This is a genomic window from Bradyrhizobium sp. 139, assembly GCF_023074175.1.
Lineage (GTDB): Bacteria > Pseudomonadota > Alphaproteobacteria > Rhizobiales > Xanthobacteraceae > Bradyrhizobium.
Genome location: NZ_JADPKS010000023.1, coordinates 87,893 through 114,449 on the forward strand (window position 1 = coordinate 87,893; position 26,557 = coordinate 114,449).

Consider the following 26,557-nt stretch of genomic DNA (forward strand, 5'->3'; position numbering starts at 1 on the left):
CCCTGCACTACTTGAGACCCGACGAAACTGGACCGGTCGATCGTCCTAATGGATACGATCGGACTTCGCGTAAAACATCAACTCTCTTCCTTTGCAGGGTCAATGCGCGAAGTGAGTTGTGTAGCATTATCGAGAGCGCGATGATGACGAACTTGTCGACGGTTAAGAAACCTCCGTTCTGGATTGAAAGCGCCAGAACGTAGACCAACGCCTCGGTGCTTCGAAAGCTGAAAAGAACTACGCCTGCCAGCAGAAAACCGACAAAGCCGTAGTTGATGATCAGATTGAACAATCCGTTGTGCGTCATTTCTCCCGCAGTGAGGTCACGCGAGAAGGAATAGCCCATATCCTGGAACGGAGCCAACGGGATTCCAAGAGGATACAGCGGAAGTATCTTCGGGATTGCTTCCAGTGGGCCGAAGATACGTCCCATGATCGACACGTCATAGTCGCCTCCATTCAAGAGGCGATCTGAAATCGGATTGTCCGTCACCGTGACTGCTAGCAGGATGCTGAACAGCGAGACGACGCAGCCATAGAATATCACCGGCGAACGCAGCGTGCCTCTCATGTAGATCGAAAGATACAGGAATATGAAGAGTATGCCTGAGAGCGATCTCGAAATGACGACGATCACAAGAAGAAGCGCTACTAGGAGCTGGACCGAGCGCCTTTTCTTCAAAAGAGGACTGATAGCGAAGATGAGCGATAAGCAGACTCCACCCAGATAGGAGGGCTCAGCGAAGGTCCCGCTGGGGCGAAGATCCGAGTAGAGTAGAGCGAGTTCTCCAGGCAGAGTATTTGTGTTTTGGGAGAAAAGCTCCATCGGGATTCCGAAATAGGCGTGCGATCGAAGATATACTGTCTGAATGATCACCATCGCTAACGTGCCGAGACCGAATAGCCAGATGGCGAGCAGAACCCGCGTTGATATTCGCGAGTTGAAAACAGGCAACGACCACAGCGCAGATCCAGTCAGAAGAAAGAACGCAACCGCCTCTCGCGCAGCTCTGAGCACATCTTGACCTGACGCGCCGCCATATGATGCTGTGGCAACGATCATCAGCAGGCAGGCAATCGAACGAAACACGAAGTTTTGCTGCCACAGTGTTCGATAATTGGACCTCCCTGCTATAAAGAGAGTCAACGCCGCCGCCGCCGTCGAGACAGAGGCGTAGTAGGAATAGCCTAACTGAATGAAGGGCAGGACGAACAGGAACGTTGACGGTAGCAGCACGCTCATCGCAGCCGGAGTATCTTGAGGTATCTAACTGCAAAATTAAGTGGCCAGAGTGGCCCACCAAATTGATAGCAAAACCTATACCATTCCCGCCAAGGAATGCCCTTCGCGTTTGTGGTGATAAAACGCCAATTGCTCCAAGTCAGTGAGCCGATAGAGGCCTCGAACTTTCGGTTTGGCTCCTGCTGGGCGACCGGTTCTTTTAGCTCAGTAATTTTATATCCTAATCGCTCGGCACGCAGGCCATAATCTATATCCCCGAAAGCGTGGCGATATTTTTCGGAATTGATTCCAATCTCCTTCGCCGCGACGGCTGGAATGAGGACACAGTTTCCGTTCATCGTGTGGCATTCGGTTTCCTGCTCGGTCAAGAACCGAAAATTGAGTCGCGAAACAATCCTCGATCTGACGAGTCCACCGTAGGATACGGCACGGGTGTGAGGGTCGACTGTTCGCCCCACTACTATCGTCCGGGGATTGGATGCGCGTCGATACTCCTTCAACAGGTCTGCAATCGCAGAAGGCCGCAGCAGGGTGTCGTCGTTCAGCCAAAGAAAGAAATCTGGGCTGAGCGCAAGTGCACTTTGCCAAGCCAGCCGCATACCTCCGTTCCAGAAAAGCGATCCCGATCCCTTTATCAATATGGCGTCAGGGTGTTCGTTGCGTACCGCCTCCAACGTACCGTCGGTTCCATCATCGACTAGCACCAACTGAGCGCTGAATGAATTGTCGATCGCCGCCGGAAGCGCGCGTAGCGATTCTAGCGTGACGTCCTTGCGGTTGAAGGAAGTCACTAAAACAACAAGCTTTGGAAGATTTGTGCCGACCATTGTAATTTCTTTGGAGTTTAGTGTTGGAAGGTATCTTTAGCCTTTTTGATAGTCAGGCAGAAAGCGAAGCTTAATCGGAGAGAGGTGAACAGCCGCAGCCAACGCCATCCAGGGAAGAAGGGATGCAGAAAGGACGATCAGAGCCTCTGCAACAGGCCCAAACGAGTTTCCCGACGCAAGTCGGCTTACACCTAGCGCTGTCAATCCGACCAGCGACGCAATTAGAACGCCAGGAAAGCAAGCTCGAACATAATCTTTGAAGCAGAAAATGCCGTCGCGCTGAGTTATCCAAACAATGATCGGAACGGCTATCAGCAGCGTCGCGATTGAAAATCCAGCTGCTGCGGCCGCGGGCCCAAAGAACGAGCCGATCAGAGCCCCCCCGCCTCGCAGACCAACATCAGCGACGCCCCACCACTGGAGTTCCTTCACTCTTCCTTGGCTCATCATGAACTGACCAAATGGCCCCATCAGTCCGAGTGCAGCGAGCGAGGGAGAGAGCCAGGCGAGTATCTGACCCGCCGTCGTCCACTGGTGCCCAAGCACTAGCGTCGTTGCTGGTTCTGCTAGAAAGGGCAGCAGGACTGCTAATGGAACAAACAACGTGCTGGTGAGGACGAGAAGGTCGCCATAGATCTTTCGAGTATGATCGACATCTCCTCGAACGCGGCAAAGAAGCGGAAATTGTACCTGAAGGTATGGATTTAAAACAAACGAGACAGGCATGCCGTACAGATTTTGGGCACGATTGAAGGACCCCATCGCGGCTGAACCTGACTGATACCCCACGGCAACTGACCCGATATTGTTGGTAACAAAGTTCAAAACGGCATATGCACTAACTCTGAAGCCAAAGAGCAGATAGTGAAGGCGCAACCTGACGGAGGTATCGATCTTCGGCGCCCAGCGTCCAAACAGAATGGCGATTCCTGAGGTTGCGATAGCTTGCAGGACCCCTCCGATGACGACGGACAGCGGGCTTCGTGTAAGGTACGCAAGCAGCATGGATACAAGCCCCCCTATTGCTAACCCACCAACCTCAGCGAAAAAGATGCCCCTCAGATTGAAGTCCCGCCTCAGCATAGCGGCATGTATCGAACCGATTCCGGATGCAAGCAGTCCGAACGAAGAAAGATACAACAGAGGTTTCAAATCATCTTCATGATAGAATTGGCTGACAAGCGGAGCAGCGAGCAGCACCACTGTCGACGCCAACACTGAAAGGCCGGCGTTGTACCAGAAGAGCGCGTTTCTATCGGCCAGCGGAAGGTCCTTGGATTGTATAGCCGCTGAGGAAAGACCAGAATCACGCAGCGACGTGAGCAGTCCGGTGAACGTGGTTACCATCGCAACCAAGCCGAAATCATGCGGCGTAAGCAGCCGTGCCATCACAGCTAATAAACTGAACGAAATGATGAACGATGCAGCTCTATTGGCATAAGCGTACGTAGCTGCACCTGCCAGCATACGCCTGTCCAGGAGTGCACTCATCCGGGGTTGGTCACCTTGCGACAACACGCGTTATCTCTGCTGGATCGAGTAGCGAAAGAACTTCATTGCGCGCATTGTCCCCAAAATAGTATCGGCTCTCTTATAGGGCTGCAGCGTTAGTTCGTTGCATGCCTGCGAATTGAAATAACAGACCTTAGCCTTGATGACCCGCGGACATTTGTTTCTGATGCTAACGACATGATCTAGCATTTGCGGGTCAACGACGTGGGGAACGGCAGCCGCCTCAATGTCAAGGCACGGGCGGCCGAGAGCATCGCGAACAACTGGATCGACGGACTGCTCGGCAGGCCCCTGAAGCGTAAGTCCCGACCGGTTCGGAGGGCGCGTCTGTCCCCAGACCGTTGATGCAGACGGCAGAGTAACGAGAACTGCAATCGCAAATCCGCGAAGCCCGAAGAAAGTGCTTCCCATTATCGGAACCACCGTTCATCTAAGGCAACGCCGGGCACGCTGACATCGACACGAGCCCGAGCCAATACCTTGGCGAAAGCTTCGCGCGAGGCTATATCCGCCCGCCCAAGATTTGCTAACAGCCGCTCCCTCTGATCCCAGCCAACACCCGTCACATTGGCCGCAGCCTCTGCAATGAAGCCGCTATCGACGATGCCGGAGAATTCCCCAACCACGCTGTCTTGCGTCGAGTGCTCGAGCGCCGGGAAAATCGCAAGCGCTATCCTGTTGCGGCGAAGCGCGATCCAGCCTTCTTGCGGACCAGTGGCATACGACTGATCGAGATAACTGAGGCTCTTAGCCTGAAATCCACTGCGCGATATTTCCAAAGAATAGGCCATCAACCACAGGAAGGAATTGGTCGGACTGAGGGAAAGCGCGGCTCTAACCTTCACCTCAGCCGATGCCATCTCGCGGTCAGCCTCCTCCGAGTTCTTCCGCTGCATGGCCTCTTCAGCTACGCGTAGCGCAATGAGCGCATCTGCTAGCGAGAAATCCGGCTGCAGGATGGCCGGGCGCAGCGCACCGTTCATGCGCACTTGCCAATCTGGAAGTACGCCGGGCTTGAAATGTTCGTTAGCGATGATCCGTGCAGCTAGGTCGCGGACCGGACCCGTTAACCGGAATAACGGCCATGCGAACAACGACCAGACCAGGCAGGCAAGACCGAGCAGCAGCAGCAGGGTGCGTAAGTACATCCGCCGTTTCGGTTGATCGCTACTCAACATACCCGCTACTCAACATACCCGTAGCGGGCATAATACTTTTGGTAGTAGTAGCGGCCGTGGTAAGATTCATAGCGCGCCAGCGCTCTTGTGTCGGCCTTGTTCAGGACCACGCCGAGCAGCTTGTTCTGAATCTCCGGCGCGCTGCGCAGATTGTGCTTGATGACATCTATCTTCGTCGCGCCCCACTCGACCACGAACACATAAGAGTCCACGAAGGTCGAGGTGACGCGCACGTCGACTACGGGCGCCATCGGCGGCATGTCGAGCACAACATAGTCGTATCTCCCGCGCAGCAAACTGATTACGGCGTGCATCGCCTTGGACGCAAGGATCTCGTTTGTGTGTAAGAGCTTCGAGGTAGGTCCGGCGGACAGCACCGCGAGCCCGGTCTGCGGATCGACGCTGATGGCATCCTGAAGCTGCACCTTCTGCGCGACGAGGTCGATCAGCCCCACGCTCGCATCCGGCCGCAACGCGCGGGACAGAGAGGGGTTGCGTAGGTCGCAATCGACCAGCAGCACCTTGGCTCCCGAATGCGCCATCAGCTGCGCGAGGTTGATCGAGAGCGTGCTCTTGCCCTCGTTCGGTAGCGTCGAGGTCACCGCCAGCACGCGGTTCTCGCGCACGACAGAATTGAGATCGACCGCCACCTTCAGCGAGCGCACCGCCTCGGAGAAGCGCGACAGGGGATTGTCAACGACATAGCGCAAGAGGTCCGGCTCGGGATTGCCCTTCTTCCGGCCAAGCTTACTTGACAGCGTCGCGGCCGACGCGGCGCCCAGCGCGGGCAGTATCGCAATGCAGTTCGCGCCGAGCTGCTCCTCGACCTGCCCCGTGGTTCGGAACACTTTGTCGGTGAGCTCGCGCGCCATCGCCACGCCGAAAGCGAGCATCAGACCGCCCAGCAGGCTGAGGGCGAGGATAATCAGCGTCTTCGGATAGCTCTTAACCAGCGGCGTGGTCGCCGCGCTGATCACGCGCGCCTCGGTGATCGGGAACGACTGCTGCTGCACGCTCTCCATGTAGCGCTGGAGGAAATTGTCGTACATCGCCTGATAGGACTGCGCGTTGCTCTCGAGCTCGCGCAGCTGCACCTGCGCCTGGTTGGTGAGCTGCGATTCCGAGACGACGTTGCTGAGGCTAGATTTAATGCTCTCCTCGCGGGTTAACGCGATATCGTAATCGCTCTTGTACGATTCCTGGATTCGCTTCAGCTCATCTACGATGTTCTTCTTGATCTCGGCCATCTGACGGCGAAGATTGACCGCGGCCAAGTGATCCGAGCCGTATTTCATCGACCAGATCGATTCCTTGGAGGCCATGTCGACATATTGGCCGCGCAACTTAACGATAGTGTCGTTCTTCAGCGCATCAGCGACGCTGGCGTCCGGAATCTCCTGCTTGAGGATGTCGTTGATGCGGTCCATCCGCGCCTTGGCTTCGGCGGTGGCCGCATGAGCCATGATGAGCTGACTGTTCACCTCGGCAAGCTGCTGCTCGTTCATCAGGCGACCGCCGGTATCGACGATGTTGTTGGCAGTTTTGAAGTCGACCACCGCTCTTTGCGCGGCGGAGGCCTGTGTGCGGAGCTCCTTGATGCGGTCCTGCAGCCAGACGCTCGCGCGGCGGGTGGCTTGGTACTTCGCCTCAAGCTGGTCGACGATGTAGGTGTCGGCGATAGCGTTGGCGACGCGCGCCGCTTTAACAGGGTCGCGCGAGGTGTAGCCGATCTCCATCACATAGGTGAGGCCGAGGCGCTTGATCGTGCGGTTCTTCTCGAATCGCTCCAGCGCTTTGCGCGTCAGTTCGAACTCGGACGAAGCGTGCCCATCGGAAAACAGGCTAGCAACGGCGCCGATCACCGAGCCGAGCAGTCCACCACCGCCGCCGGTGAATTCGGGATCATCGGTCAGGTGCTGATCGCGGATCACGGCGAGACTGATGTTCTCTGATTTCAGGATCTCGACCTGGGTCTCCACCGTCGCCGAATCTATTGCGACGTCGCCAAGCATCGATTGCTGCTGGAACAGCTGCACCTTGCGGGTGTCGATCACCATCGAGGCGGTCGAGGTGAACAGCGGCGCGGCGGTGAAGAGATAGAGCAGCGCCAGGATCACGCAGGCCGACACAATCGCGACCATGGTCGGGAACTGGCGGCGGATGATGTTGAGATAAGAGGTCAGCGTCTGCGACGGAGAACCGTCAGCCTCGGCGAAATCACGGTTGATCTCCGAGGTCGGCTTGTTCACCTGCAACATCTAGCAATTCCTGAAATGGATCGATGTTTCTAAAAGCTGGAAGTCTGCCAACAGCCCCCGCGGCGTTTCGAAACGAACCGGATCTGCAAAGCCCACGCCAAGCGGAAGCCTAGCACAATGCCGGCTGCAATTGAACGTTGTTGATGCAGCGCACCGTGTCGCCAGCTCAGGATCTTGCGAAAAGCTTAACGGCACAAAAGCAAAGCGGCGCCCGATGGCGCCGCTGTCGAAAGGTTGCATGAGGCGGCCGTGAGGCCCGCCCTGTCAGCGCGGGCTGACGCTGTTGGTGGTGCCGCTGACACCGGCGCTCGCGTTGGGCGTTATCGTGTTTGCATAGTGCAGGCCGCCGAAGGTGCCGAGGGTCCCGCCCTGTCCGCCGTTGGCAAAGCTGCCAGCTCCGGTCGGGCCGCCCGCGCCGGAGCCGCCGCCGCCCGCGCCGCCGCCGGTCGCGGCGATCTGGACGTCGCCGGTCGCGGCCTGGTAGGCGGCGATCACGTCAGGATTGCCGGTGCCGGCAATCGCGGCCTGGATTTCATTGGCGAAGGCCTGGTCGCTCTGCGCCGCCATGCGGGCGAGCTGGGCGAGGCCGGCCGTGATCGCGCGGATCTGGTCCTTGCTCGTCGCGGGGTCCTTGAGCAGCCCGATCAGCGCCGGCACCGTGGTGGGGTCGGACGCGCCGAGGTCGCGCACGCGCGAGATCAGCTGCGGACCACCCGGATATTGCTGAAACAGGATGCCCGGCGTCGTCTTGAAATCCGCAATGACCTGCGCCGGCAGCTGACGCTGCGGCGGATACACGGCTGCGCTGGCGGCGCTCGAAATCGTCGCGGCGAGCGCCGCGGCTGCAGCCACGCGAAGCGCAAACTTGATAACGCCCATAATTAACCTCCAAAAAAAAGCCCGGTTTTGCCCGCCTGGCACCGCGGGCAAATGGCTGTACGCTGCGGAACCTAACCTATGAGTTGCGGCCCGTCCACTTATTCTAAAGACTTCGTAAACGGCACAACTGCTTCAAATATAGACACTTTTGTGAACCTCACGGGTGCGGAACGATTGCGCCAGGCCGGCTCCGAAAAGCGCAAAGAATGGAATGCTGTAGCCCGGCACCTGGAGCGTGAAATCGAGGCACGAATGCAGCAGCGACAGCGTCGCGGTCGCCGCCGCCGCGAGCGGGATGATGGCGTCCCGCCGCCGGCCGAACACGCCTCTCGCCAGAATCATGAGCATGATGGCCCAGGCCAGCGCCACCAGAAGCGCCATCGGAATGCCCACCTCGGAGGCAAACTCCAGCGGCGTCGAATGCGCGGCATCCCAGATGCCGCGAATCGAGATGCTGGGGCTGCGGTACGGCGGGAAAGCCCATTGGAAGGTGCCCATCCCGGTGCCGAACCAGGGGTTGTCGGCGATGATCCGAAGCGTCGACTTCCAGGCCTCCACGCGCCCCTCGTCGACCAGGCCCTGGCTGTCGAAACGGCTGGAGACCCGCCCGCCCAGCAGCTGCAACAGGCCGAGCGCGACCGCGAGGCCCGCACCGAGCGAGATCCAGATGCCGGTGCGCGGCGGCAGGTCTTTTCGCAGGACCAGCGTGAACGAGACGATCATCGCGAGCAGCGAAAGGCCGACGCCGGCGCGCGAGCCGGTCATAAACATCGCCATCAGGCACACCAGCAGCGCCGCGAGCTGAGGCAGCACGTCGCGCGGCGGGATCTCGCCGACGTCGCGCCACAGGCGCCGCCACCGGATGTGCCGCTCAGGCAGCCGGCGGCGGACATCCTCGAGGATCAACAGCATCCAGATCACCGCGCAGGAGCCGAAATAAGCCGCCGCCGTGTTGCGGTTGATGAAGGTGCCGGTGACGCTGCCGAGATACGCCGTCTTGTCCCGCCACAGAATCATGGTGGGCTCGATCAGGAACGAGAGCACGCCGTAGAGCGCGTAAGCCGCGCCCGAGATGGCAATAACCCACAGCATGCGGCGCGCGCGCTCGCGGTCGGCACCGATGGTGATCCCGAGCAGGATCGCGAGAATGTTGGCGAGCGGCGCCCCCAGCGCGAAGAATGCCTCGTTCTTGACGATCGACGCGGATGGCGCGATCGGCATCCCCAGCAGATCCGCGGCCTGCTGCCAGATCGGCTGGAACGGCGCGACCCAGGGCTGGTCGGACAGCTGTTCGTGCAGCACAAGAGCGTAGGCGGCGACGATGACGCCGATGCCGGCGATCATCCACATATGCGGCTTTCGCAAGTCGCGCGTCGGCGCGAAGATCAATGCCGCGCCGAGGCACAGGCACCAGAACGCGATCGCAAGGTCGTTGGTCGAGCCGAACGGAAACGGCGCGCCCGCCACCACGAAGAACAGGATGAACGTGGCGGGCAGGCTCCACGACCAGCTGATATTGGGAAGCCGAAGGCGCATCGTCGTTCAGGCCGGCCTTTGCTCTAGCTTCTAGAAGAAGCAATCGATCGGATAGATCTTCAGATCCACGTTAAGGCGGCTGTTCCGGGTCTGCGCCCGAAATGCATAGAATGTCCCCAGGCTATCACTGCCCGGCTCGAGTTTTATTCCCGGCGTTAATTCATCGGGCGGCACCAGAAGGCCGATATGGCGGTTGATGCCGCTGATCTCGACCCGCCCCTCCCCCTCGCCAAAATGGCCGTCAACCCGGGTGACCGTCACCTTCGGCAAGCCGCGCCGCTGATGGCAGACCTCCTCCTCCCACAGCTTGGTCTGCTGGACCAGCGACTTGTCTGGTCCGTCAGGGACAACAAGATCCGGGAAGGATGGATGCAGCATCCCGAAGAAGCGGCTCTCCCTGGCGTTCGCCGACAATCGGACGGTGAATGAAACTTCGCCCTTGGCACCGCGGAGGCGCTGGAACATCGGCGCATCGGGCTCGGCTGAGACCACCACATCGATCCGGTGGCGTACTCCGAGCTCTCCAACTGCGCCAGAAGCTTCACCAAGCAGAGCGGGGCCAGCGATGACAAGAACGAGAAATGGCCAGAATGCTAGCCGTCTAAAGCGCATGAAGCCCTCGCGACACTGCGGGGTGACCGATGACCGGCGCGCCTTGCTCGGTAGTGCCTTGATCCATAGCCCGACAGTACCGATTGGATCGCTAAACAACAAAATGGCACCGGGACAAAGCCCCGGTGCCATCGGTTTCGGTAGATCAGGCTGGCTCCGCCTTACGGCGCCAACTTGATGTTGTTGCGGAAGATCAGCGCGTCGTTCGAGAGATTCACGGCATCGCTGCCGGTCGCCATGATCACACGCAGGTAGGTAAGGAACTTGGCAACTTCAACGTTGCGCGAGTTCGAGACATACAGGACGTCGCCGTTCTTCATCATGACCTTGGTCGCGAGGAAGAAGCCACCCGGATCGCGGAAGTTCACGTTGAAGATGACCGGGACGGTCTCGGAGGTGTACTTGCTGACGTCGATGCCGAGCTGGGCTGCGACCTCACGCGGCTCGCGGCGATACAGGAACACGGCTGCCGGATCCGCCTGGGCGTCCAGAAGGCCGCCCGCCTTGCCGACCGCTTCGCCAAGGTTGATGCGCCAGGCATCGAAGTTGAACTCGCCGCTCTGTCCGCTGGCACCGAACGCCAGGAACTTCTGCTGCTCGCGGTAGACGTAGATGCTGTCGTCCGGACGAACATAGATGTTGTTCTCCGGGCTCATGACCAGGTTTTCGAACGGCACGGTAGCGCGCTTGCCGGCACGCTCGAGCATGACCCAGGTCTCGAAGCCCTGGCCCTTGATGCCGCCGGCGCGAGTAATTGCATCGAGCACCTTGTCCTTCGCACCCGCGGCGCTCGCCGGATAACGCGCCGGCGAGTTGACCTCGCCGAGCACGCTGATGAGCTGGGTCCGCTGCGACGACATCGCAACCACGACCTGCGGCTCGATGGCGCGGTTGGCGATTTTTTCAACGATGGAGCGCTGGATTTGGACCGCCGTGAGGCCCGCTGCCTTGACCTGGCCGGCATAGGGCACCGTGATGAAGCCGTCATTGTCGACCGCCTGATCGGGAATCGTGACGAAGTTACCGGGCCGCACGCCGGCTTCCGCCGGGATGAACAGACCGCCCGCCGCCGCTTCGAAGATGGTGACGCTGACCACGTCACCGATTCCGAATACGATGCTGGCCGGAGGCCGCTTGTCCGTGAACGCTCCCGCCAGCCCCTTGGGCTCATGGGTGTGCAGGATCTTCACCGTGGCCGGGTTGAGCGGCACGAGCTCGTAGGCCGGGGCGCTGTCCGTCTGAATGTGGTTGTTAACGTCGTCGGTTAACGGTCCTGAGCCGGGATTGGTCGAACACGCGCCGAGCGCCAAAGCCACGGCCAAAAATGCCGGTTTCAATCCATAGGTCTTAGCAAAGGAATGCATCAACGCGCCCCGATCGTCCCAAATTACCTCAAAGTGGTACGGGCTAGCGGGCGACGCGACAAGGGTTCCCAGGCCGAAACCGATGGTTAACGACGCAATGAGTCCGCCAGTGTTGCGCTCGCGCCACTACTTCGGAACCCAACTAACCCTTTGTGACTGTTTGTTGTAATTCGTGTGCCCGATCGGTAGGCATACGCTCAACCGAAGGGCGAGGCGTTCTCAACCCCACCAGGCTCTGCTATTGCTCCGGGTATCTCAATGAGGAGCTCCGGCGTTGCTGTTACCGCTTGTTTCGCTCGCACTGACAGGATGGCTGCTCGGCGGAGCAGGAGTGGGGATCGGTTCTGGCCCGTCGGAAGCCCGCTCCATTCAGGTGGCATCGTCCGCTTCGATCTGGAAATACACCCGGACCCAAGGCGGAAAAGAGGGTGAGAGCTTCGCCGCCATTACGAAAACGGCGGACACCGCCCAATCGGACCCGGACTTTGCCGGCCTGATCGTCCGCTGCGCGCCCAAGGGCAAGATCGACGTACTGGTGGCCGTGATCCGGCCCTTCCCACCCCGGAGCCACCCCCAGGTGACGATCACCTCGAGCGGCGGAGGCACCCAGACATTTGACGCCAGCATGGCCGCCGCCGGCGCTGCCGTTCTGTTGCCCGACGAGGTCGCCGCCTTCGCGGGTGGAAAGTGGCAGACCACGCCCTCGCTATCTCTCGTCGTCAAGGAAAGTGGCACTGAAATCAAGGGCATGGTTACCCTTCACGGCCTCAGGGAAGCCTATCATTCGCTGCTGGCAAATTGCGGCCAATAGGCAGAATTTAGCCATACAAGTTAAGGCTCTTTTCAGGGGACGGAACCTAAGGTCCGGAGCACGGAGTGTTTCGGATGACCGAGCTTTTGATATTCAGCTTTCTCACAGGCGCTGTGCTGGGCCAACGCTTTCGAGTCTTTGTGCTCTTGCCGCTAACCTTGGTCATGGTGCTCGCCGCCATTCCGGTTGGATTGATGGCCGATGTCAGCTTCCTTGAAGGTCTGAAGAACCTGGTGCTCGCCGCCATGGCTCTCCAGGCCGGTTATCTCTTCGGCTCGGCCGCACGCTTTGGCCATGCCGCCGCTCGTGCCGCCCGCATGTTTGGTCGGCCGGTCAACACCCTTCGCTGACCTGTTCGGCGGGAGATTCAAGAGTTCGCCTGAGAACCCGCAAGGCAAAGCTTCGTAGCGTGTGAGGCTTTCCGTTCGTTGACCGCACAGCTCTGTTTGAAAACCGATCGGCGGCTTGTATGGTGACCTGACCGGTTCAGGATTCCTTCGAGCGCGCTGTTTGTCCCTCGCCTATTTTGCCCTCATCGTCGCTATTGTTTCCGCTTCAGTTCTCGAAATTGCCGGCGCCAAATTCGGCGCGCAGCTCGGGATGATGGCTGCGGCGCTGAGCCTATTGGCAGCAGCCTTTAGTGCACGAAAGGCCGACTACGAGCACTATCTGCGCGCCACATCGTGGGGCCACTGGGGTCTGATTGCCATTCCGCTTTGTATCGCAGCCCAGCTGGCGCCGCTCTGGCTGAACTGGGCGCATCCGATCTGGGCGAGTACTCACGAGGCCCTGGGCGGCCTGCCATTTGGGCCGGTCACGGCCGATATCGGCTTGACGTTGAACGCGCTGTTCTTGGCGCTTGCTGCTCTCTCTCTTGTCGGCGTTACGATCGTGGTGGTCCGCGACCGCGGCCGCGCCGAGCTAGTTCTTTTTGTCCTGAGCGGCCTAGCAACGGTCTGCGCCCTGGCTTTGGATCTGCATTGGCTCTCGCCGGGACTTATGGGCGCCGCCGCGTCCGACCTGGCGACAACCTTTGCCGGCCTCGGGATCATGCTGAATTTAGCCGTCATGCAGTTGGCTGCGGAGCGGGCCGAAACGCGTCATTCAGTCGTTCGCTCGATTGCGATCGGCCTTTGCGGTCTTGTGGGCGCTCTGGCAAGCGCTCTTGCTATCTTTGGCTTGTCCGGCACGAACAGCGCGATCGCCGCGGCCTTTGGCCTTGTGCTGATCCTGCTGATCCTTGTCATCCGTAGGCTTGACTTGTCGCCGTTGGCTGCCGGCGCACTGTCGGTAGCCGCATTGATCGGAGCTACGATTGTCCTGACCTTCCTCTTCGAGAAGAGTTCCGGACCCATCCTCTTGCGGCTTGTCGCGGATATGGGGGCTGAAACGAGAGCCGCGCTTGAACGAATGTTGGCCGACACACGATGGTTCGGTGCGGGCGCGGGGACCTTTTCGGCCGTTGGCAGGATCTATCAGAGCGATGCCGGTGCGGCTCTATTGGCGCCGTCGGCGGCCACAGCCATCTTCGCCGATATGGGATGGATCGGCCTCTCCGCCGCGGTGATGGTGAGCGTGATCGCTGTGATGCGCTTGTCCTTCGGCGCTCTGCAGCGCGGTCGCGACTCGTTCTTCCCTGCGGCGGCGGCGGCCTGCCTTCTCTTTGCGCTGATCCAGAGCTTTGCAGGTACAGGATTGCTGCGCCCGGCAGCAATCCTGTGTCTTTCAGTGATCTTGGGGCTGGGATTGTCGCAGAGCGTCAGCCAGTCCTCACGATAGAGCGCCGGTCATCAGGCGTCGCGATCGCCGCCGAGCGAAGCCCAGTAGTTCGGATTCTTGGGCATCTGGATGCGGACCCAGCGATAGGACTTCTTCGACCAGGGCAGGATATGTCCGGTGAGGCTGTCCAGCACGAGATCGCCGGAGAACGTGCGCACCACGACCACGAGATGATGCTCACCCCAGGTCGTCACGACCTCGCTGAGCAACAACGAACGCGCCGGGAAGCCCTTGGCGATCAGATCGTGGCGTTTTGTCACGGCGTAATCGTTGCAGTCGCCGCTCGTGGGATGCAGCAGCCACTTCTCCCCGCGCAGCCCTTCCAGGTTGGGCTCCGGTCGGATCGCAATATTGACCCGATGATTGATCTCCTGAAGCTGGGCCATACGCTCCGCCGTGAGCTTCAGACGACCGCCCCTGAACACGATTTGCTGCGGTCGCGGCTTACACTCGTCCTTGTACTTCAGGCAAAAGATCGTAAACGCCATCGGCGCCAGCGTCGGCTGGTCGAACTTGATGTATTGCATGGCGCCGCGCAGCCCCATCGGCGCACCAACAAAGGCGGCCTCGGCGCTGTGCTGACCCCCAGCAAACAGAGCGGCGGCAATCGCCAGGAACTTTACAACTTTGCGCATGTCGCGCTCCCCGTTTTTGTTGGGGAAACCCTACGCGAGACGTCTTGAAATACGGCTCAAAGGCCAAGCGATCCTTTAATCAAAACAGCCGCGAGTCCGTCAGAAACAATTAAGAATACCGATGCGTAACTTGTTCTGCTATGAGCGATCACAACGTCCGTTCATGACGCCAGACGCGATTCGACCGACCTGATGGGCCTTTCCAAGCGCTTTCGTAAGATCAAGCCTCGGCTTCCCGACGGCGTGAGGATCTATGCCATCGGCGATGTGCATGGACGCGCCGACTTGCTTCAGTCCCTCTTAACCGTCATCGACGCCGACCTTGCTCGATCTGCTCCCGAACGAGCTATCCAGGTGTTTCTTGGCGACTATGTCGACCGGGGCCCGGACTCACGCGCCGTGCTTGATCTCCTGATCGCGCGCTCGAAGTCGCACGAGACGGTTTGCCTCAAGGGCAACCACGAGGTCTTCCTGCTCGAGGTCCTCAAGGATCCGGCACGCCTGCAGGAATGGCGCCATTATGGAGGCCTGCTGACGCTTGTTTCCTACGGGATTAACCCGACGATGAATCCGACGGGCGAGGAGCAGATTGAGTTGATCGAAAGGTTGAGGCGCGCGCTTCCGCCGGAGCATCTCTCATTTCTTCAGCAACTTCCCTCCTCCTTCGTGTGCGGCGACTTCTTTTTTGTTCACGCCGGCGTCAAGCCAGGCGTAGCCCTCGAGCGTCAGAAGGAGGAGGATCTGCTCTGGATACGCGAGGAATTCCTCGAGTCCGAGAGACGCTTCGGCAAATATGTCGTCCATGGTCATACCCCGGTCAGCGCTCCAGATATTCGCTCAAACCGGATCAACATCGACACCGGCGCTTACGCGACCGGCAACTTGACGCTGCTTACGATCCAGGGCGATAGTCTGCTCGCGATTTAGGGCTTTTGCAGAGCTGTCGGCCCGACTCGGGTCCGCCGCACCTGAGTATTTCGAGTTCAATTATGAACCGCATAATTTTGCTTCGCGTCGTCGGCTTCTGCATCGCAGTGGTCTTGCTGCTTCATGCAGGATTGGGGTTTTACGGCGATCTCAGCCGGCCGAACTTTCGGGCGAGCGATTTATTCCTGGGCGAGATTCCGCCCGACAAGGCCAATGTAGCTACCTCAGGTGTTCTGGCGGCCTTTTCGTTCGATGGCGACTTGCGTGCGAACTACGCGGCAGCGAAAGCCGCGGACATTCTTCACCATCCCTCGGCCAATGCGAACGGCAGAGCGACCGAGAACAAGGCGGCCCAAGACGCTGTGGTTGCCGCCTTGAAAGTATCGCCCATCCGCCCCGCGCTATGGCTCACGCTCGGCACGCTGAAAGTTCAATCCGGCGAGCCGATAACGCCTGCGTTGAAGGTGTCTTACTTGGCCGGGGCCGTCCCGATCGCCGTTGCCTTCTCACGGGTCCAAACCGTGACATCGAGCGCGGCCGCAACCGACGAAGAGATCAAGCTCCTTGCGCAATCGGACATCCGCTCGGCGCTTGCTCATCGCTCGCGATACGAGCCGCTCCTGATCGCGGCCTACGTGCAGGCGACGCCGCAAGGCAAGTCGCTGCTTCTGGAGGCCACGCAGGTGACCGATCCCAAGTTCAATGAGATTTTGCGGCGCTACTGACGTTCGGGCGCGCTCTAGCCTCCGGGGCTTGGCTTGCCGTGGACAGCTTTTGGGGCGATCGGTACAAAGTCCTGTTCGCGGCGCGGTTGATCCGATCGCCCCTGGTAGATGAACATGCCCTTCTTGGTCGCGATGATGTCGCCTCGCTGCAGACTGTCATCATTGAGAACACGTTCGGTTGCGACGATCTCCGGATCTTCCGGAAACGGCATATAGGATTCGGGGTGTTCGCGCCGCTCTCGCGCGACCTCCTTGCCCCGCCGCCTTGCATTTTCGATTCGCTGCCGCCACTCGTCACGCGTCAGTTCGGGTTCGCTTGGCGGAAGGTAGTCATTGAGCGAGGGCTCCGGCTCTGTTTGAGCAAGGCAGGAGGGCGAATAGGCCAGACAAAGGGCGAGCCCGCCGGTAATGGTGACGGCTCGAGACAGCGCCGCAAACCGCCTTGTGTAGGCTAGCGAGTGGTCACGCCGAACCGGTCGCATACTGATGGCTCCAAAGACAGGACATAAGGACGACCATTGGCTGGCCGGAAGTCCGTTATCTCTTCCTCTTCAGTCTGTACCCTTGTTATACCCTTGCCGATTGCAAGAAAGCCAATTCGCGGGCAAGATTTATGCTTTAGCTCGCGAGGATGTTAGCCCGTGCTCCGCAAGGTTGCTTTCCTGGTTCTGGTGATCTGGTTTGGGACTCAGTCTGCAACGGCAGGCCAGATCGAATACCCGCAAGTCATCCATACTCAATACGAAGCAGTCGATCAGAAGGCCGGTGGTCACTTCGTTCTCTGGTCCGAGCGTGAGAAGATCTTCTATGGCCTCGACCAAAAGCTTTTCCCGGGAGCCCGGTTTGTCGACATCACCCAGGTGGCCCCGAGCGTGGGTTCGATCACGCTAACCTATGTCGAGGTGCGGACGGTCGGCAACACGACGTCCGACTATCTGTATTTGGCCGGCAACGTTCGTTTTCGCGTCAGCGGAATGACGCTCAAATCCAGCAACTTCCCAATCGGCGGAGGGATGACACCGAACATCCAGTAAAGGCACTATCTCCGGCTTGATCCGCTGCCCCGAGTCCTGCTCCCGTAATATGGTCGGGCGCGCCCACCGCTGACGGGCGGCGCCTGGATTTGGCTGGGGATGTTCCGGGTGGCCGTCGGCTGCGACGGTTGCGACGGATTCACGATGATCACGTTGCGATTGGGCGTCGAGGGATCATTGGTCCCTTGGGCCCAAACGCCCGAAGGCGCCACGAGTGCGACTGCAATCAACGCTAAGCTTTTCATGCGATGTCTCCCAACCGGGAACGCCGGAAGGCAGCGAGCGTTCCTTCACAGTTCCATGAGGCGATTACCTCGGCACCGCAACGAGCTTGCCATCCCTCCAAACCCCCTGTGCAGCCGTACCGGCGCGGAGGGTCCCCGGAGCCAAATTCCGGACAGCCGTGGGTCGTGACGCGCTCTGTGTCGTGTGCGTCTTGTTGGTGGTCAAGATGCTGGAGCTGGTCAAGTTGGACGGGTCCTTCACACCCTGTGCGAAGGCAGGCTGCAGGAGCAAGGCCAGAAGGCTAAGGGCTAGTGGGAGACGGCGCATGGTCAAATACCGGAAGAGGAAGCTAGCCGAAATGTCACAGGTTTTGGGCCAAAAGCAAGCATCTTGGCGCACCATAGCGAATTCATCGTCTGCGGAAACGCAGCCGGAGGCGGATTGATACAAAATGCTAGCGAAACGGCGCTGTCCGCGTTACTTGATCGGCCTTAATGACCGACAACGCCCCCAAGGCAGAAGCGATCAAGGCCGACTTCGTACGCCTGCTGTCTGCTCGGATCAACGAGATCGCAGACAACCCCACGCAGATGCGGGAGATGGTTTATGAGCTGGCCCGGGTCAAGCTCTTAGAACAATTCACGCATGCGGATGTGCGAGAATCTCGCGAACTCCAGCAGATCCTGGAACAGGCGATCCGAGAGGTCGAACGGTCCTGCGGGCTCAACGCTGCGCTCTCGCCGCCAAATGTCACGCCGGCCGGCGTTTCCGATGCTGTGCCGCTTAGCATTCCTTTGCCTCCAGCCATCCCGAAGGCGGCAGAACCACCACGCCGTGCTGTCGCGCCGTCTCGACCGCCGGGTGGGCCCAAGCGAAACGGCGCCTTCAATAGCCTCATCCGTTTGAGCGCGATCCTCTTGCTCATTACGGGTACCGGGGCAGCCCTCGTTTCTTGGCCACGAATGAAGGCGCAATTCACCGCGCTGTGGCCGATCGCAACGCCGTCGCAGCGCTCCATCGGTGATGTGCGGCCTCAAGCGACTGCCGCTCCCAGCCGGTCTGAAAGCGAGACAGCCGAGCGGCTTCCGGACGGCCAAAAGGAAGCGCCTCCACAAACGCAACCGTCGATGCCCTTGCCGACGACCTTCGGCGTTTACGCGTTAAGCGACGGCCAGCTCCATGAGCTCAAATCGGTCCCCGGAAAAATTCCGGATCGCCGGGTCGCGATCTCGGCTGCGATCACGACGCCGAGTGCGACCACACTGACCAGCGGAGATGTTAGATTTATCGTCTTCAGGCCTGACGGCGGCATCGAAATGAATGGGACCGAAGTTCGGGTGGTGGCAAAAGTCTCGCGGGCGATGGGCGTCGACGCAACCGGGAAAGCGGCGATGGTCAGTGCCGGCGATTCCTGGGTCATTCGCAGCATGTCCTTCCCCTACAAAGTGGGCCCCGTGGAGGATCAACCGAGAATGTTGTTGCTCCAGCCGGAACAGGACGGCTTTACGCTTACGCCCGGCCGCTACGTCGTGGTGGTCAAGGGTATGGGCTATGACTTCAGTGTGGCCGGAATGGTCACAGATCCCAATCAGTGCGTGGAACGCATCAATGCCACGAACGGCGCGTTCTACTCGCCCTGCCCGCCGCGACGCTAGTCACAGAGCAGCTATTTGCTGCCGTTGGCCGCATCGGCTGGCGCGTCGTCAACCTTGCCGTTATTCGCGACGCACTTCTTGAAGTAGTCGCGCTGGTCCTTGGCCGTTCCCTTGCTGCTGCCGGCGGCCGGGTTGCCGATCTGTTTTGGCGGAAAGGCCTTGGCCACCGCTGCGTCGCAGGTACGGGCCACCTCAGCAGTTATGGCTGAAGCCGTCGCGGGCGCGGCGAGCGTCAATACAAATGCAAATCCGATCAATGTCTGCGCATTTCTGGCGGGCACTCTTCGCTCCTTTGCCGATCCAAGGCCTCTCTTGGGGAACCATACCAAAAAGCATCGAGGCGCCAAGCGTAAAGCCGCGCAAGCGATGCCCCATTCTCCTTTGAGTGCCCCGTATCACCAATTCCCTCCGGACGGCCTTGCATCGATTGAGGGCCTTCTCTGTTGATCCCCGGAACTGTCGTTGCGCCTGTCGATTACAATTCGATTACACGCGCGAAAGGAAACGACCATGTCAAACAAGGTAGCATTGTTCCTGATAGCCGCTGTCGCGTTGGGGCCGGTTTCGGTCTGGGCCCAGGGCGGTGGCGGCGGTGGAGGCAGCGGTGGAGGCGGCTCGGGTGCCGCGGGAAGTGCATCGTCGTCTTCCTCCTCGGCAGGCGCAGGCACCGGCACTGGTGCGAGTTCGGGCAACACGGCCGTCGGCACCTCTTCGCAGATGTCGACGCCCGGCATGGGCACGGCCGATCAGGCGACGCAAACGGGCGATACTTCGTCACAGCCCGGAGCGGGCACGCGGCAACTCCCGAACGCCCAGCCTAACCAGACCACCGGGAGCGCCAACGAAACACCCGCACAGGCTCAAGCCCGTCGCAATGCCGGGGTGGGCCATGCTCCAAATGGCCAGCCGATCGGCTCGCCCGGAACAGGCACCGGCGGCAACGACTAGCCTGGATGCTGGAGGAAGTGACCCAATGCCACCTGGCGGGGTCTGAAAAGATGTGCGCGCGCCCTCAGGAACAGCTGGAAGATTGGCCATCCCACGCCTTCCAAGCCGCTACCAACGGTCAGACGTAGCCTGAATTTTCCGTCTGCTCTGCCCGGCTCTGCGCCATCCACACCCGCCAGGCCCCTTCGTGCTTGGAATAAAGCTCAAGCCATCGGATTTCGCCGGCTGCAACGGTCCCTCCGCTCACATCATGTTCGACCACTGGATGAGCATTCATCGATGGAAGGTCCAGCTCTTCAAATTCCGCCGTCTCGTCCAGCGAGAGGCCGATCAGGACACGCCGCCCTTGTTGATCGACAAAATACCTGCGCGGCGCATTGCGCCTCTGATCAATCATTGCGACGGCCCTCACTGATGATCCAGGGACCTGGAAGATCTTTCAGCCGCCGGCCATAGGTACAAGCAAAAGCAGTCAGAAGCAGGACGCAAATTGTCGTGCCCAGCAATGTAATCACATACGCCATCTACGCTTACCCACGCGGCCCCGCAAAATCGCGGCGGCTAAACTCTCGCAATCAAACCGCCAGGCTTCTAAGCCACGGCCCCAATGCTCACAAGGACAGCGACAAGTTAACCTAACCGCAGATGGTTTATTCCGGCGCCGCTGTGATCGAGATCAAGACAGGATCAATCTGTCGATCGCGCCGATCCTTGCCATCACGATGGACGCTGGCTTCGGCCGGCTCCCATTGAGGCCGGACTATAGGGCGCATAGAGACGGTATCGCGCTGATCGCTTGCGGGAGCGCCACGCCCGCACACCGTAACCGCAGCAAAAGCCAGCCGCAAAAATCGAAGCCAAAACCAAGACTGCCGCCATTTGGAATGTTCCCACGTTTTTCGGAACGTCCCTCCCGAAGTATTTCATCTCGTCGTTGTGACGACATCAAGATCGACGCCGCTGAAAGTTTTGTCAGACGAAGATGAAGTTTGTGCAACGTATTGCCTGAAGATTGGTCGTCACGTGAGAGAACGGCAGCATCCGCCCTGCGCTCGGGCCCAGCACGCGATCCCGTGCTGCGGCGATCGGCGAGCGATTTCGCAATGACGGCGAGCATTTCGCCATGCAGGTTCAAGAAGCAAAAGTCCCTCAACCAGTGCAGGCTTGATCGAAACGCTTCGCCGCACCGTCATGGGCACGAAAGTCTCCGCGCGCCAGATCGTCATCGAGGTGACCGTGCGCGAGCAGCGAGTACTTTAACGATATTCTTGTCTTTCGAAGCGAAACGCCCCTCGGCCGGCTATGCTGGGCGATGCGCCGAAATCACCTCTTCGCAGCTGCGGGAATCTGCCTCGCCCTGATCGTCTACGCCACCTTGGCAAGGCTTGCGGGGAGGCCGGCGCTGGCGGGGCATCACGAGGCCTATTGGGTCGTCGTGATCGAGCGCTTCAGCGCCTATGGGCTGTTGGGCTTTCTTCTGTCCTTCCTCCTGCCCGGACGGATCGCTTTGGCCTGCTCATTTGTCGTGGCTGTCGCGATGGGGTTGGAGCTCCTGCAGGCGCTCATACCCGATCGTGATCCCGGCTTCCTGGATGTGCTGCAGAAAGCGGCAGGTGGCACCGTCGGTGTGATCCTCGCCCAGACGATCTTGGCCTTCTTGCCCAGACCCCCGTCCTGAAGTCGGCGGGGCAGGCATACGTGCGGGGAAATTTAAGCCGACCCGTGCCTCCTGCGGAACTCATCCGGCGTCAGGAGTTCTGCCATCTGGAGATGCGTCACCTGGAGCGCCTCGATGGCGCTATCCAGATCAAAATCGGCCTCGCGGACAGAGGCGAAGAATTTGGCCGTCAGCGCCAGATCGAGTTTAACGCGGGTTGCGCCATCGCGACTTTTGCGACGGTCGAGCGACAAATGGATGGCCCGCATTCTGGCTTCTGCAGGCGTGCAGCCACTAAGCGTCGCGAGTTCGTCATAAGTCATCCAGATCTGTGGCATGTTTCAGTCCGTCCTTTACAGGAGCATCAACTTATTTTTGGTGCTTAAAGGTACGGTTGCCGCGATGCGGTTGCCGACGGTTTCGCAACGACAGAGTCAACGCAGGGCTAAGACGAAGAACGACAAGTGTGCCGAGGCCACCGGCGGGTTGCATACAGCGAAGATCGCTCCATGCTCACCTGATCGATCCACCGTTGCTCAATAACCGGCCGACATCGATACCGGGGCCGATGCCACCGGAACCTGACGCTGCTATCCAATCAGGGCAACAGCATGCTCGCGATTTAGCGTCAGTTGGTGGGACTCGCCGGGGGCCGGAATTCCGGGAAGCGGCTCAGCATTGCTGCCTTCAGGAACCTGAAATGGGCGATCGAGGCGCCGAGCTCCTTGAGCCGGCGCTGGCCGTTCAGGATCTCCTTGTCGAACAGATCCTGGTGGTGATTGTCCAGCGCCTCGCGCTCGAGATATTCGTCGTCACCATTGCCGATAGTCACGGCGGCGCGCGCCAGCACGTCTTCCACCCGGCGATTGAGACCCGACTGCTCGTGCTCCGCCGCATGCAGGGCGTCATCGATCGCAATCATGATGGCTTCAATGCGCGTGCGATCCGTTTCGGCGTCGCGTTCGGGCGAGCGCGCGCGGAACGTCTGCTCTCCCCCGAAACGATCCTTCAGGAAGCTATGGGTGCGGGCCCGCAGGAAGAGCTGAAACATGCGTGCATTTTCCGGTTCGAAGCGCCAGACCAGAAAATGGGTCCGGGACGGTTAATAAAGATTGAATCCTTCGCGCCGCTCGGTGCGGCTTTGCGCCATCCAGGCTCTCCAGGCGCCCTCCGTGGCGCGTTGTTCGTCGGGCTCGTCATGGCGTCTTCCCGAAATCCCATCATGGCCCACTCCCTTGCTGCACGCAAACCGCAACGCGGTCGCTGATTTTCTCGTCATGCCAGGGATCTTTTGGGCAGCACCTTGCATGCGAAGCGATCGGGCTCGTGCGTCAAGCGAAGAACCAGAGGAACAATCGCACCAGCAACAGCGTGATGAAATACACCCAGCCCGCCATCGCGATCAGCGCGACGCTGAAAAAGGCGCCTTCAAACGCCCGTTCTCTGAGCTTCGTGAGAGGAAGTGCCGCTCGTGCTTTCCGAAGCATCTCGGTCTTCTTGATTTGTTGAGTTTGACGTGTTCGTGGCCGCGTGCGCGACCATAGCCGAACGAATTCGACGATCTCGTGACGACTCGTCTGAGAGAAGCGCGATCCTGCTCGTCGCAGATCCCTGCCGCAGGCATGCGATGCAAGTGAATCTATTCTCGTTCGAAGCCGCCGCGATCAACGCGGAGCGCGACTCAATTGAATGTGATTCTTCGAATCTGCGCGGTGCCCTCGCGACAATCATTCCTGGTCGCGCACAAATCTTGACGCCGGGACCACGGGGTCGCGCGATGTCCGCCACGGGAAGACGGAGCGCGTGATGCGCCCTGCCCCGGCAACCCGGCTTCGCATCAAGGAGCGCCGGAGGCGGGCTGGAGGGGTGGTCGGCGGTCCAGAACCGGCTTGCTCCGACGTCAACAGGGTTTATCTCGAAAACCCCCGTGGTTATACGGAGCGCTACGCGCCGATTTCATCCCGGTAAGGTTGAGCAGTTAGCTTAATCCGCGTTGTTTGTTGCGAACGTCAGCGGATCGCATATCCATCTTCGCACCGGGCTCCCCAGGCCCGGCCCCACCCAAGCAAAGCCGTCGAGCGAACATGGGTCCGCTTGGCGGCTTTGTCTTTGTGTCGACGAGAGGATGAATTCGGTTATGGCGCGCAGGCCCTGGTCGTTCAAGGAAGACCGCCGGCTGATGGAGTTGGCCAAGTCTTCGACTTCGCTGGAAGAGGCAGCGAAACTTCTCGGGCGCCCGCCCGATGCGATCAAGCGCATGGCCTTGCGCCTTGGCCTGTCGTTGAAATCCAGGGGCTCCAAGAAGGGATAGCGTCAGCCGCGCGCGACAGGTCTGCTGCGCGCTACGGTCCGCGAGTGTTGCGCAATGCATGGACGAAACGAAGTCCCTGTTTCGCCATCTGCCCGCGCAGCTCGCCGCCAGGATTAACTGGCACCTCAAGACCCAGGCGCCTTGGTCGGCGTGAACGGATGACGCGGCCGGGAACGGCTGTCGAGACCCTTGGGCAGCTTGTCGGCATTGAGCTTCACGACCGCGCATTTGGCGTCGTCTGCCGGCGCATCTTCCTGGCTGTAAATCAGCGTCGCATCGAACTTCACGTCGGGCGCTTCCTTGGCCGTTCCCGAACAGGTCGCAACAAGGCCGTTGCACACACCCGAGAGTTTGACCTCGACCTCATCAGGGCCAAACACGCTCGGCGGGCCGTCAGCATGCCGGTTCACGGTCAGGACGGCCGAGAAGTGCCGCTCATCGACGCGATAGGAACCACCATAAGCAAAGAAGCTGTCGCAGCCCGAGATCCGGCCCTCGACCAGGTCCACGACGCCGGTGCCCTGACCACGGGGAGTCCTGAACCAGGCAGCGTACTTACCGTCTCTCAGCATGAGACATTTCCCAACGTGAAAATTGGGCTGTATTTGCAACCAACTCTGGGGCGCGACAATGACCGAACTGCCTGCCCTTGGAGCAGGGTTAATCCCCCGAAAACCCAATCCATCGAATTGCCGCGACGCCGGCGGCAAACGTCAAAACAATTCTATGCCGTCATCCGCGGTTTCAATCGCCTCGACCCGGCGCGTGGCGACGATCGACGCAAGGCCAAGCGTTTGCAGGAACTCGCGGTGAACGTGCCGCTCGCGTTCCATCGTGTAGCGCGCGAAGAGATCGTCGAGCATTGCCTGATCCTGCGCCTCCGGCCGCGGCCGCTGCGCGCCCGCGCAGGCGGTCTCGAGGCGCGCGGCAGCCGCAGGCAAGGCCGCGGAGCTCTCTCCGAGCGAGTTCATCAGACCTTGCGCCGAATTCATCAGGCCTTCGAATTCCGCGCCTTCGTCGACGAGCCGGCTCATTAGCTTGCCAAGCCGTTCGTTGCCGACCTCGACCTCGCGCAGCGCCTGGAGGATCTGCGGCTCGAGCTTGGCGAGCTGCGTGGGATCGCCCTGCACGCGCAGCTGCTTCAGCTCGTTCGCCGAGCGTTCGATGCCGTCGAGCACAGGCCGCAGGCGCCCTGCGCCCGCTGAAACCTGGTCGGCGGTCGCCTTGAGTTCGTTGGCGATCACGACGAAAGCGCTGCCGCGGCTGCCGAGATGGCTTGCTTTGAGGCCGGCATTCATTCCGATCAGGGTGATGTCGACGGTCGCCTCGGCGAGCCCGGCGATCGCCTGGCGAAACTTTACCAGCATGTCTTCGACGATGGCCAGCGCCTCGTCGACCGAGCGGCCGGCGCTCTCGCAAGTGGCAATCAGGGTCGAGGCATGTGCCAGTGTCTGCTTGATGCGCGCCAGGAACGATGATGAGCCGCCATCCTCGCCGCCGAACAGCGTGCGACCGTGGCCGACGACATTGCCCGCATCGCGCAGGATCGCGCTCAGCGCACGAACGATCTGGCCAATGTCGCCGCCGAATTCGCGCTGGGCGTCTCTGAGCAAGGCCGCCTGCAACTGGCAGATCGCGCGCGCGCCGTCGCCGCCCGCGCCGCGTTCGGGAACGAGGCTCGGCGCAGATTCCGACGCATGGCCGAGGCCATGACAGACATGTTCGAGGCGCTGGCGCGTGCTGTCGCCGGCCTGCAAGGAAACGATTGCGCCGCGGACCGCCTCGGCGATCTTCCTGGTGCTGGTGCTCGCGAGGTCGGCGAGCTGGCTGCTGTTGCGGCGCTGGTCGCGCAATCCGGAATAGGCTGCGCCGAGTTCGACGCTCTCCGACACCAATTGAGCCCGATAACGGTTCTCGAACTCCCTCTGCCGGCAGGACGCGGCCGCAACGGCTTCCGACAGGCGCTGCTGGTCCCGCGCGCAGCCCTCGATCGAGCGCTGCACGGCCTTGCCGAGATCGTAAGCCTCGTGCGTGAAGGCGAGAAAGCCCTCGCGGTCGCCATCGAGCGAAGCCGCCTCGATCCGCGCGCTGCGCGCGATGATGGTGATCATCTGGATGTGCTTGAACAACGGCTTGAGCAGCGAGGACGCCTCCGCCGTGCTCGTGCCGATGTCCGCAAGCAGGAGGCTCTCGGCCGGCAGCACCTCTGCCAGCTCGCTGAGCCGCGCGGCGATCTCCTTCAATGCGGTGGCGGCGCCCTCGATCTCGGCGCCGGAGAGTTCCTCCGAGAGCGTCGCGAGGCCCTGATTCAGCTCCTTGAAGATGAGGTGACCGCGACCGAGCTCGTGACCGACCCGCGCGAAGACGTCCTCGATCCGCGACGAGACATCCTCGATCGCTGCGATCGCCTCAGTGAGCGTGTTGGCCGGAATGGCGGACAT

Annotated in this window: 29 protein-coding genes; 10 read left to right on the top strand and 19 right to left on the bottom strand. The window is 60.3% G+C overall.

Annotated elements, in window-relative coordinates:
* Window positions 1-7: 7 nt before the first annotated feature.
* The 9 genes from IVA80_RS05950 to IVA80_RS05990 all read right to left on the bottom strand — a co-directional run bounded on the left by IVA80_RS05950 (window position 8) and on the right by IVA80_RS05990 (window position 11,409).
* On the bottom strand, window positions 8-1,243 hold the full coding sequence (locus IVA80_RS05950) for a hypothetical protein (protein WP_247426557.1): 1,236 nt from the start codon (window positions 1,241-1,243) through the stop codon (window positions 8-10).
* Window positions 1,240-2,070, bottom strand: a complete 831-nt coding sequence (locus tag IVA80_RS05955; RefSeq protein ID WP_247426560.1) for a glycosyltransferase family 2 protein — start codon at window positions 2,068-2,070, stop codon at window positions 1,240-1,242. The genes IVA80_RS05950 and IVA80_RS05955 overlap by 4 nt, the downstream gene beginning before the upstream one ends.
* A gap of 36 nt (window positions 2,071-2,106) precedes the next feature.
* The gene (locus IVA80_RS05960) at window positions 2,107-3,537 is read right to left on the bottom strand and encodes a lipopolysaccharide biosynthesis protein (protein ID WP_247426563.1); all 1,431 of its coding nucleotides are present in this window, start codon (window positions 3,535-3,537) and stop codon (window positions 2,107-2,109) included.
* A 455-nt stretch (window positions 3,538-3,992) separates the two neighbouring features.
* Window positions 3,993-4,760, bottom strand: coding sequence for a hypothetical protein (locus IVA80_RS05965; protein ID WP_247426567.1), 768 nt, complete (start codon window positions 4,758-4,760; stop codon window positions 3,993-3,995).
* Between the two features lie 5 nt (window positions 4,761-4,765).
* Window positions 4,766-7,018, bottom strand: coding sequence for a polysaccharide biosynthesis tyrosine autokinase (locus tag IVA80_RS05970; protein ID WP_247426570.1), 2,253 nt, complete (start codon window positions 7,016-7,018; stop codon window positions 4,766-4,768).
* A 264-nt stretch (window positions 7,019-7,282) separates the two neighbouring features.
* Window positions 7,283-7,897: a hypothetical protein gene (locus IVA80_RS05975; protein ID WP_247426573.1), complete on the bottom strand. Its 615-nt coding sequence runs from the start codon at window positions 7,895-7,897 to the stop codon at window positions 7,283-7,285.
* Between the two features lie 132 nt (window positions 7,898-8,029).
* Entirely contained in the window at window positions 8,030-9,433 is a 1,404-nt protein-coding gene (locus tag IVA80_RS05980) for an O-antigen ligase family protein (RefSeq protein WP_247426576.1), read from the bottom strand.
* Window positions 9,434-9,463: 30 nt separating this feature from the next.
* The gene (locus IVA80_RS05985) at window positions 9,464-10,045 is read right to left on the bottom strand and encodes a hypothetical protein (protein ID WP_247426579.1); all 582 of its coding nucleotides are present in this window, start codon (window positions 10,043-10,045) and stop codon (window positions 9,464-9,466) included.
* Between the two features lie 161 nt (window positions 10,046-10,206).
* Window positions 10,207-11,409: a polysaccharide biosynthesis/export family protein gene (locus IVA80_RS05990; RefSeq protein WP_247426583.1), complete on the bottom strand. Its 1,203-nt coding sequence runs from the start codon at window positions 11,407-11,409 to the stop codon at window positions 10,207-10,209.
* Between the two features lie 274 nt (window positions 11,410-11,683).
* On the opposite strand from IVA80_RS05990, the gene IVA80_RS05995 reads away from it, so the two are divergent.
* The 3 genes from IVA80_RS05995 to IVA80_RS06005 all read left to right on the top strand — a co-directional run bounded on the left by IVA80_RS05995 (window position 11,684) and on the right by IVA80_RS06005 (window position 13,999).
* A complete protein-coding gene (locus IVA80_RS05995) occupies window positions 11,684-12,220 on the top strand; it encodes a hypothetical protein (protein ID WP_247426586.1) in 537 nt (178 codons plus the stop codon).
* A 74-nt stretch (window positions 12,221-12,294) separates the two neighbouring features.
* Entirely contained in the window at window positions 12,295-12,570 is a 276-nt protein-coding gene (locus IVA80_RS06000; RefSeq protein WP_247426590.1) for a hypothetical protein, read from the top strand.
* Between the two features lie 160 nt (window positions 12,571-12,730).
* Complete coding sequence (locus IVA80_RS06005) at window positions 12,731-13,999, top strand: hypothetical protein (protein WP_247426593.1); 1,269 nt, start codon at window positions 12,731-12,733, stop codon at window positions 13,997-13,999.
* Window positions 14,000-14,010: 11 nt separating this feature from the next.
* Here the strand turns inward: IVA80_RS06005 and IVA80_RS06010 are convergent, their stop codons facing one another.
* Complete coding sequence (locus IVA80_RS06010) at window positions 14,011-14,634, bottom strand: transglutaminase-like cysteine peptidase (protein WP_247426596.1); 624 nt, start codon at window positions 14,632-14,634, stop codon at window positions 14,011-14,013.
* Window positions 14,635-14,826: 192 nt separating this feature from the next.
* Between IVA80_RS06010 and IVA80_RS06015 the strand changes: the two genes are divergently transcribed.
* Both IVA80_RS06015 and IVA80_RS06020 read left to right on the top strand, forming a co-directional pair.
* Window positions 14,827-15,561 carry a metallophosphoesterase family protein gene (locus IVA80_RS06015; protein ID WP_247426599.1) on the top strand — a complete coding sequence of 245 codons (735 nt, stop codon included), beginning with the start codon at window positions 14,827-14,829 and terminating at the stop codon, window positions 15,559-15,561.
* Between the two features lie 5 nt (window positions 15,562-15,566).
* Window positions 15,567-16,286 carry a hypothetical protein gene (locus IVA80_RS06020; protein WP_247426601.1) on the top strand — a complete coding sequence of 240 codons (720 nt, stop codon included), beginning with the start codon at window positions 15,567-15,569 and terminating at the stop codon, window positions 16,284-16,286.
* Window positions 16,287-16,300: 14 nt separating this feature from the next.
* Here IVA80_RS06020 and IVA80_RS06025 read toward each other — a convergent pair whose 3' ends face one another.
* On the bottom strand, window positions 16,301-16,768 hold the full coding sequence (locus IVA80_RS06025; RefSeq protein WP_247426604.1) for a hypothetical protein: 468 nt from the start codon (window positions 16,766-16,768) through the stop codon (window positions 16,301-16,303).
* 159 nt (window positions 16,769-16,927) lie between these two features.
* On the opposite strand from IVA80_RS06025, the gene IVA80_RS06030 reads away from it, so the two are divergent.
* Both IVA80_RS06030 and IVA80_RS06035 read left to right on the top strand, forming a co-directional pair.
* Window positions 16,928-17,320 carry a hypothetical protein gene (locus IVA80_RS06030; protein WP_247426607.1) on the top strand — a complete coding sequence of 131 codons (393 nt, stop codon included), beginning with the start codon at window positions 16,928-16,930 and terminating at the stop codon, window positions 17,318-17,320.
* Between the two features lie 719 nt (window positions 17,321-18,039).
* Complete coding sequence (locus tag IVA80_RS06035; protein WP_247426611.1) at window positions 18,040-19,200, top strand: hypothetical protein; 1,161 nt, start codon at window positions 18,040-18,042, stop codon at window positions 19,198-19,200.
* Between the two features lie 11 nt (window positions 19,201-19,211).
* Here the strand turns inward: IVA80_RS06035 and IVA80_RS06040 are convergent, their stop codons facing one another.
* The gene (locus IVA80_RS06040) at window positions 19,212-19,481 is read right to left on the bottom strand and encodes a hypothetical protein (protein WP_247426612.1); all 270 of its coding nucleotides are present in this window, start codon (window positions 19,479-19,481) and stop codon (window positions 19,212-19,214) included.
* A 229-nt stretch (window positions 19,482-19,710) separates the two neighbouring features.
* On the opposite strand from IVA80_RS06040, the gene IVA80_RS06045 reads away from it, so the two are divergent.
* Window positions 19,711-20,148: a hypothetical protein gene (locus IVA80_RS06045; RefSeq protein ID WP_247426613.1), complete on the top strand. Its 438-nt coding sequence runs from the start codon at window positions 19,711-19,713 to the stop codon at window positions 20,146-20,148.
* 118 nt (window positions 20,149-20,266) lie between these two features.
* Here IVA80_RS06045 and IVA80_RS06050 read toward each other — a convergent pair whose 3' ends face one another.
* Together IVA80_RS06050 and IVA80_RS06055 are read right to left on the bottom strand one after the other, a co-directional pair.
* Window positions 20,267-20,545 carry a hypothetical protein gene (locus IVA80_RS06050; protein ID WP_247426615.1) on the bottom strand — a complete coding sequence of 93 codons (279 nt, stop codon included), beginning with the start codon at window positions 20,543-20,545 and terminating at the stop codon, window positions 20,267-20,269.
* 363 nt (window positions 20,546-20,908) lie between these two features.
* On the bottom strand, window positions 20,909-21,283 hold the full coding sequence (locus tag IVA80_RS06055) for a hypothetical protein (RefSeq protein ID WP_247426618.1): 375 nt from the start codon (window positions 21,281-21,283) through the stop codon (window positions 20,909-20,911).
* A 177-nt stretch (window positions 21,284-21,460) separates the two neighbouring features.
* Here IVA80_RS06055 and IVA80_RS06060 point away from each other — a divergent pair, with 177 nt between their 5' ends.
* Window positions 21,461-21,826: a VanZ family protein gene (locus IVA80_RS06060; RefSeq protein ID WP_247426620.1), complete on the top strand. Its 366-nt coding sequence runs from the start codon at window positions 21,461-21,463 to the stop codon at window positions 21,824-21,826.
* 32 nt (window positions 21,827-21,858) lie between these two features.
* Here the strand turns inward: IVA80_RS06060 and IVA80_RS06065 are convergent, their stop codons facing one another.
* The 3 genes from IVA80_RS06065 to IVA80_RS06075 all read right to left on the bottom strand — a co-directional run bounded on the left by IVA80_RS06065 (window position 21,859) and on the right by IVA80_RS06075 (window position 23,292).
* Window positions 21,859-22,143, bottom strand: coding sequence for a hypothetical protein (locus IVA80_RS06065; protein WP_247426622.1), 285 nt, complete (start codon window positions 22,141-22,143; stop codon window positions 21,859-21,861).
* Between the two features lie 290 nt (window positions 22,144-22,433).
* A complete protein-coding gene (locus IVA80_RS06070; RefSeq protein ID WP_247426624.1) occupies window positions 22,434-22,856 on the bottom strand; it encodes a hypothetical protein in 423 nt (140 codons plus the stop codon).
* A 280-nt stretch (window positions 22,857-23,136) separates the two neighbouring features.
* Window positions 23,137-23,292, bottom strand: a complete 156-nt coding sequence (locus IVA80_RS06075; RefSeq protein ID WP_247426627.1) for a hypothetical protein — start codon at window positions 23,290-23,292, stop codon at window positions 23,137-23,139.
* A gap of 650 nt (window positions 23,293-23,942) precedes the next feature.
* Between IVA80_RS06075 and IVA80_RS06080 the strand changes: the two genes are divergently transcribed.
* Window positions 23,943-24,116: a hypothetical protein gene (locus IVA80_RS06080; RefSeq protein WP_247426631.1), complete on the top strand. Its 174-nt coding sequence runs from the start codon at window positions 23,943-23,945 to the stop codon at window positions 24,114-24,116.
* 125 nt (window positions 24,117-24,241) lie between these two features.
* Here the strand turns inward: IVA80_RS06080 and IVA80_RS06085 are convergent, their stop codons facing one another.
* Together IVA80_RS06085 and IVA80_RS06090 are read right to left on the bottom strand one after the other, a co-directional pair.
* Window positions 24,242-24,688 (bottom strand): hypothetical protein, encoded by a 447-nt coding sequence (locus IVA80_RS06085; RefSeq protein ID WP_247426634.1) that lies wholly within the window; start codon window positions 24,686-24,688, stop codon window positions 24,242-24,244.
* A 141-nt stretch (window positions 24,689-24,829) separates the two neighbouring features.
* Complete coding sequence (locus tag IVA80_RS06090) at window positions 24,830-26,557, bottom strand: chemotaxis protein (protein ID WP_247426637.1); 1,728 nt, start codon at window positions 26,555-26,557, stop codon at window positions 24,830-24,832.

Coding starts and splice junctions, on each gene's coding strand:
- IVA80_RS05950 (WP_247426557.1), bottom strand. CDS start 1,243: ATGAGCGTGCTGCTACCGTCAACGTTCCTGTTCGTCCTGCCCTTCATT.
- IVA80_RS05955 (WP_247426560.1), bottom strand. CDS start 2,070: ATGGTCGGCACAAATCTTCCAAAGCTTGTTGTTTTAGTGACTTCCTTC.
- IVA80_RS05960 (WP_247426563.1), bottom strand. CDS start 3,537: ATGCTGGCAGGTGCAGCTACGTACGCTTATGCCAATAGAGCTGCATCG.
- IVA80_RS05965 (WP_247426567.1), bottom strand. CDS start 4,760: ATGTTGAGTAGCGATCAACCGAAACGGCGGATGTACTTACGCACCCTG.
- IVA80_RS05970 (WP_247426570.1), bottom strand. CDS start 7,018: ATGTTGCAGGTGAACAAGCCGACCTCGGAGATCAACCGTGATTTCGCC.
- IVA80_RS05975 (WP_247426573.1), bottom strand. CDS start 7,897: ATGGGCGTTATCAAGTTTGCGCTTCGCGTGGCTGCAGCCGCGGCGCTC.
- IVA80_RS05980 (WP_247426576.1), bottom strand. CDS start 9,433: ATGCGCCTTCGGCTTCCCAATATCAGCTGGTCGTGGAGCCTGCCCGCC.
- IVA80_RS05985 (WP_247426579.1), bottom strand. CDS start 10,045: ATGCGCTTTAGACGGCTAGCATTCTGGCCATTTCTCGTTCTTGTCATC.
- IVA80_RS05990 (WP_247426583.1), bottom strand. CDS start 11,409: ATGCATTCCTTTGCTAAGACCTATGGATTGAAACCGGCATTTTTGGCC.
- IVA80_RS06000 (WP_247426590.1), top strand. CDS start 12,295: ATGACCGAGCTTTTGATATTCAGCTTTCTCACAGGCGCTGTGCTGGGC.
- IVA80_RS06010 (WP_247426596.1), bottom strand. CDS start 14,634: ATGCGCAAAGTTGTAAAGTTCCTGGCGATTGCCGCCGCTCTGTTTGCT.
- IVA80_RS06015 (WP_247426599.1), top strand. CDS start 14,827: ATGGGCCTTTCCAAGCGCTTTCGTAAGATCAAGCCTCGGCTTCCCGAC.
- IVA80_RS06025 (WP_247426604.1), bottom strand. CDS start 16,768: ATGCGACCGGTTCGGCGTGACCACTCGCTAGCCTACACAAGGCGGTTT.
- IVA80_RS06035 (WP_247426611.1), top strand. CDS start 18,040: ATGACCGACAACGCCCCCAAGGCAGAAGCGATCAAGGCCGACTTCGTA.
- IVA80_RS06045 (WP_247426613.1), top strand. CDS start 19,711: ATGTCAAACAAGGTAGCATTGTTCCTGATAGCCGCTGTCGCGTTGGGG.
- IVA80_RS06050 (WP_247426615.1), bottom strand. CDS start 20,545: ATGATTGATCAGAGGCGCAATGCGCCGCGCAGGTATTTTGTCGATCAA.
- IVA80_RS06060 (WP_247426620.1), top strand. CDS start 21,461: ATGCGCCGAAATCACCTCTTCGCAGCTGCGGGAATCTGCCTCGCCCTG.
- IVA80_RS06065 (WP_247426622.1), bottom strand. CDS start 22,143: ATGCCACAGATCTGGATGACTTATGACGAACTCGCGACGCTTAGTGGC.
- IVA80_RS06070 (WP_247426624.1), bottom strand. CDS start 22,856: ATGTTTCAGCTCTTCCTGCGGGCCCGCACCCATAGCTTCCTGAAGGAT.
- IVA80_RS06075 (WP_247426627.1), bottom strand. CDS start 23,292: ATGCTTCGGAAAGCACGAGCGGCACTTCCTCTCACGAAGCTCAGAGAA.
- IVA80_RS06080 (WP_247426631.1), top strand. CDS start 23,943: ATGGCGCGCAGGCCCTGGTCGTTCAAGGAAGACCGCCGGCTGATGGAG.
- IVA80_RS06085 (WP_247426634.1), bottom strand. CDS start 24,688: ATGCTGAGAGACGGTAAGTACGCTGCCTGGTTCAGGACTCCCCGTGGT.
- IVA80_RS06090 (WP_247426637.1), bottom strand. CDS start 26,557: ATGTCCGCCATTCCGGCCAACACGCTCACTGAGGCGATCGCAGCGATC.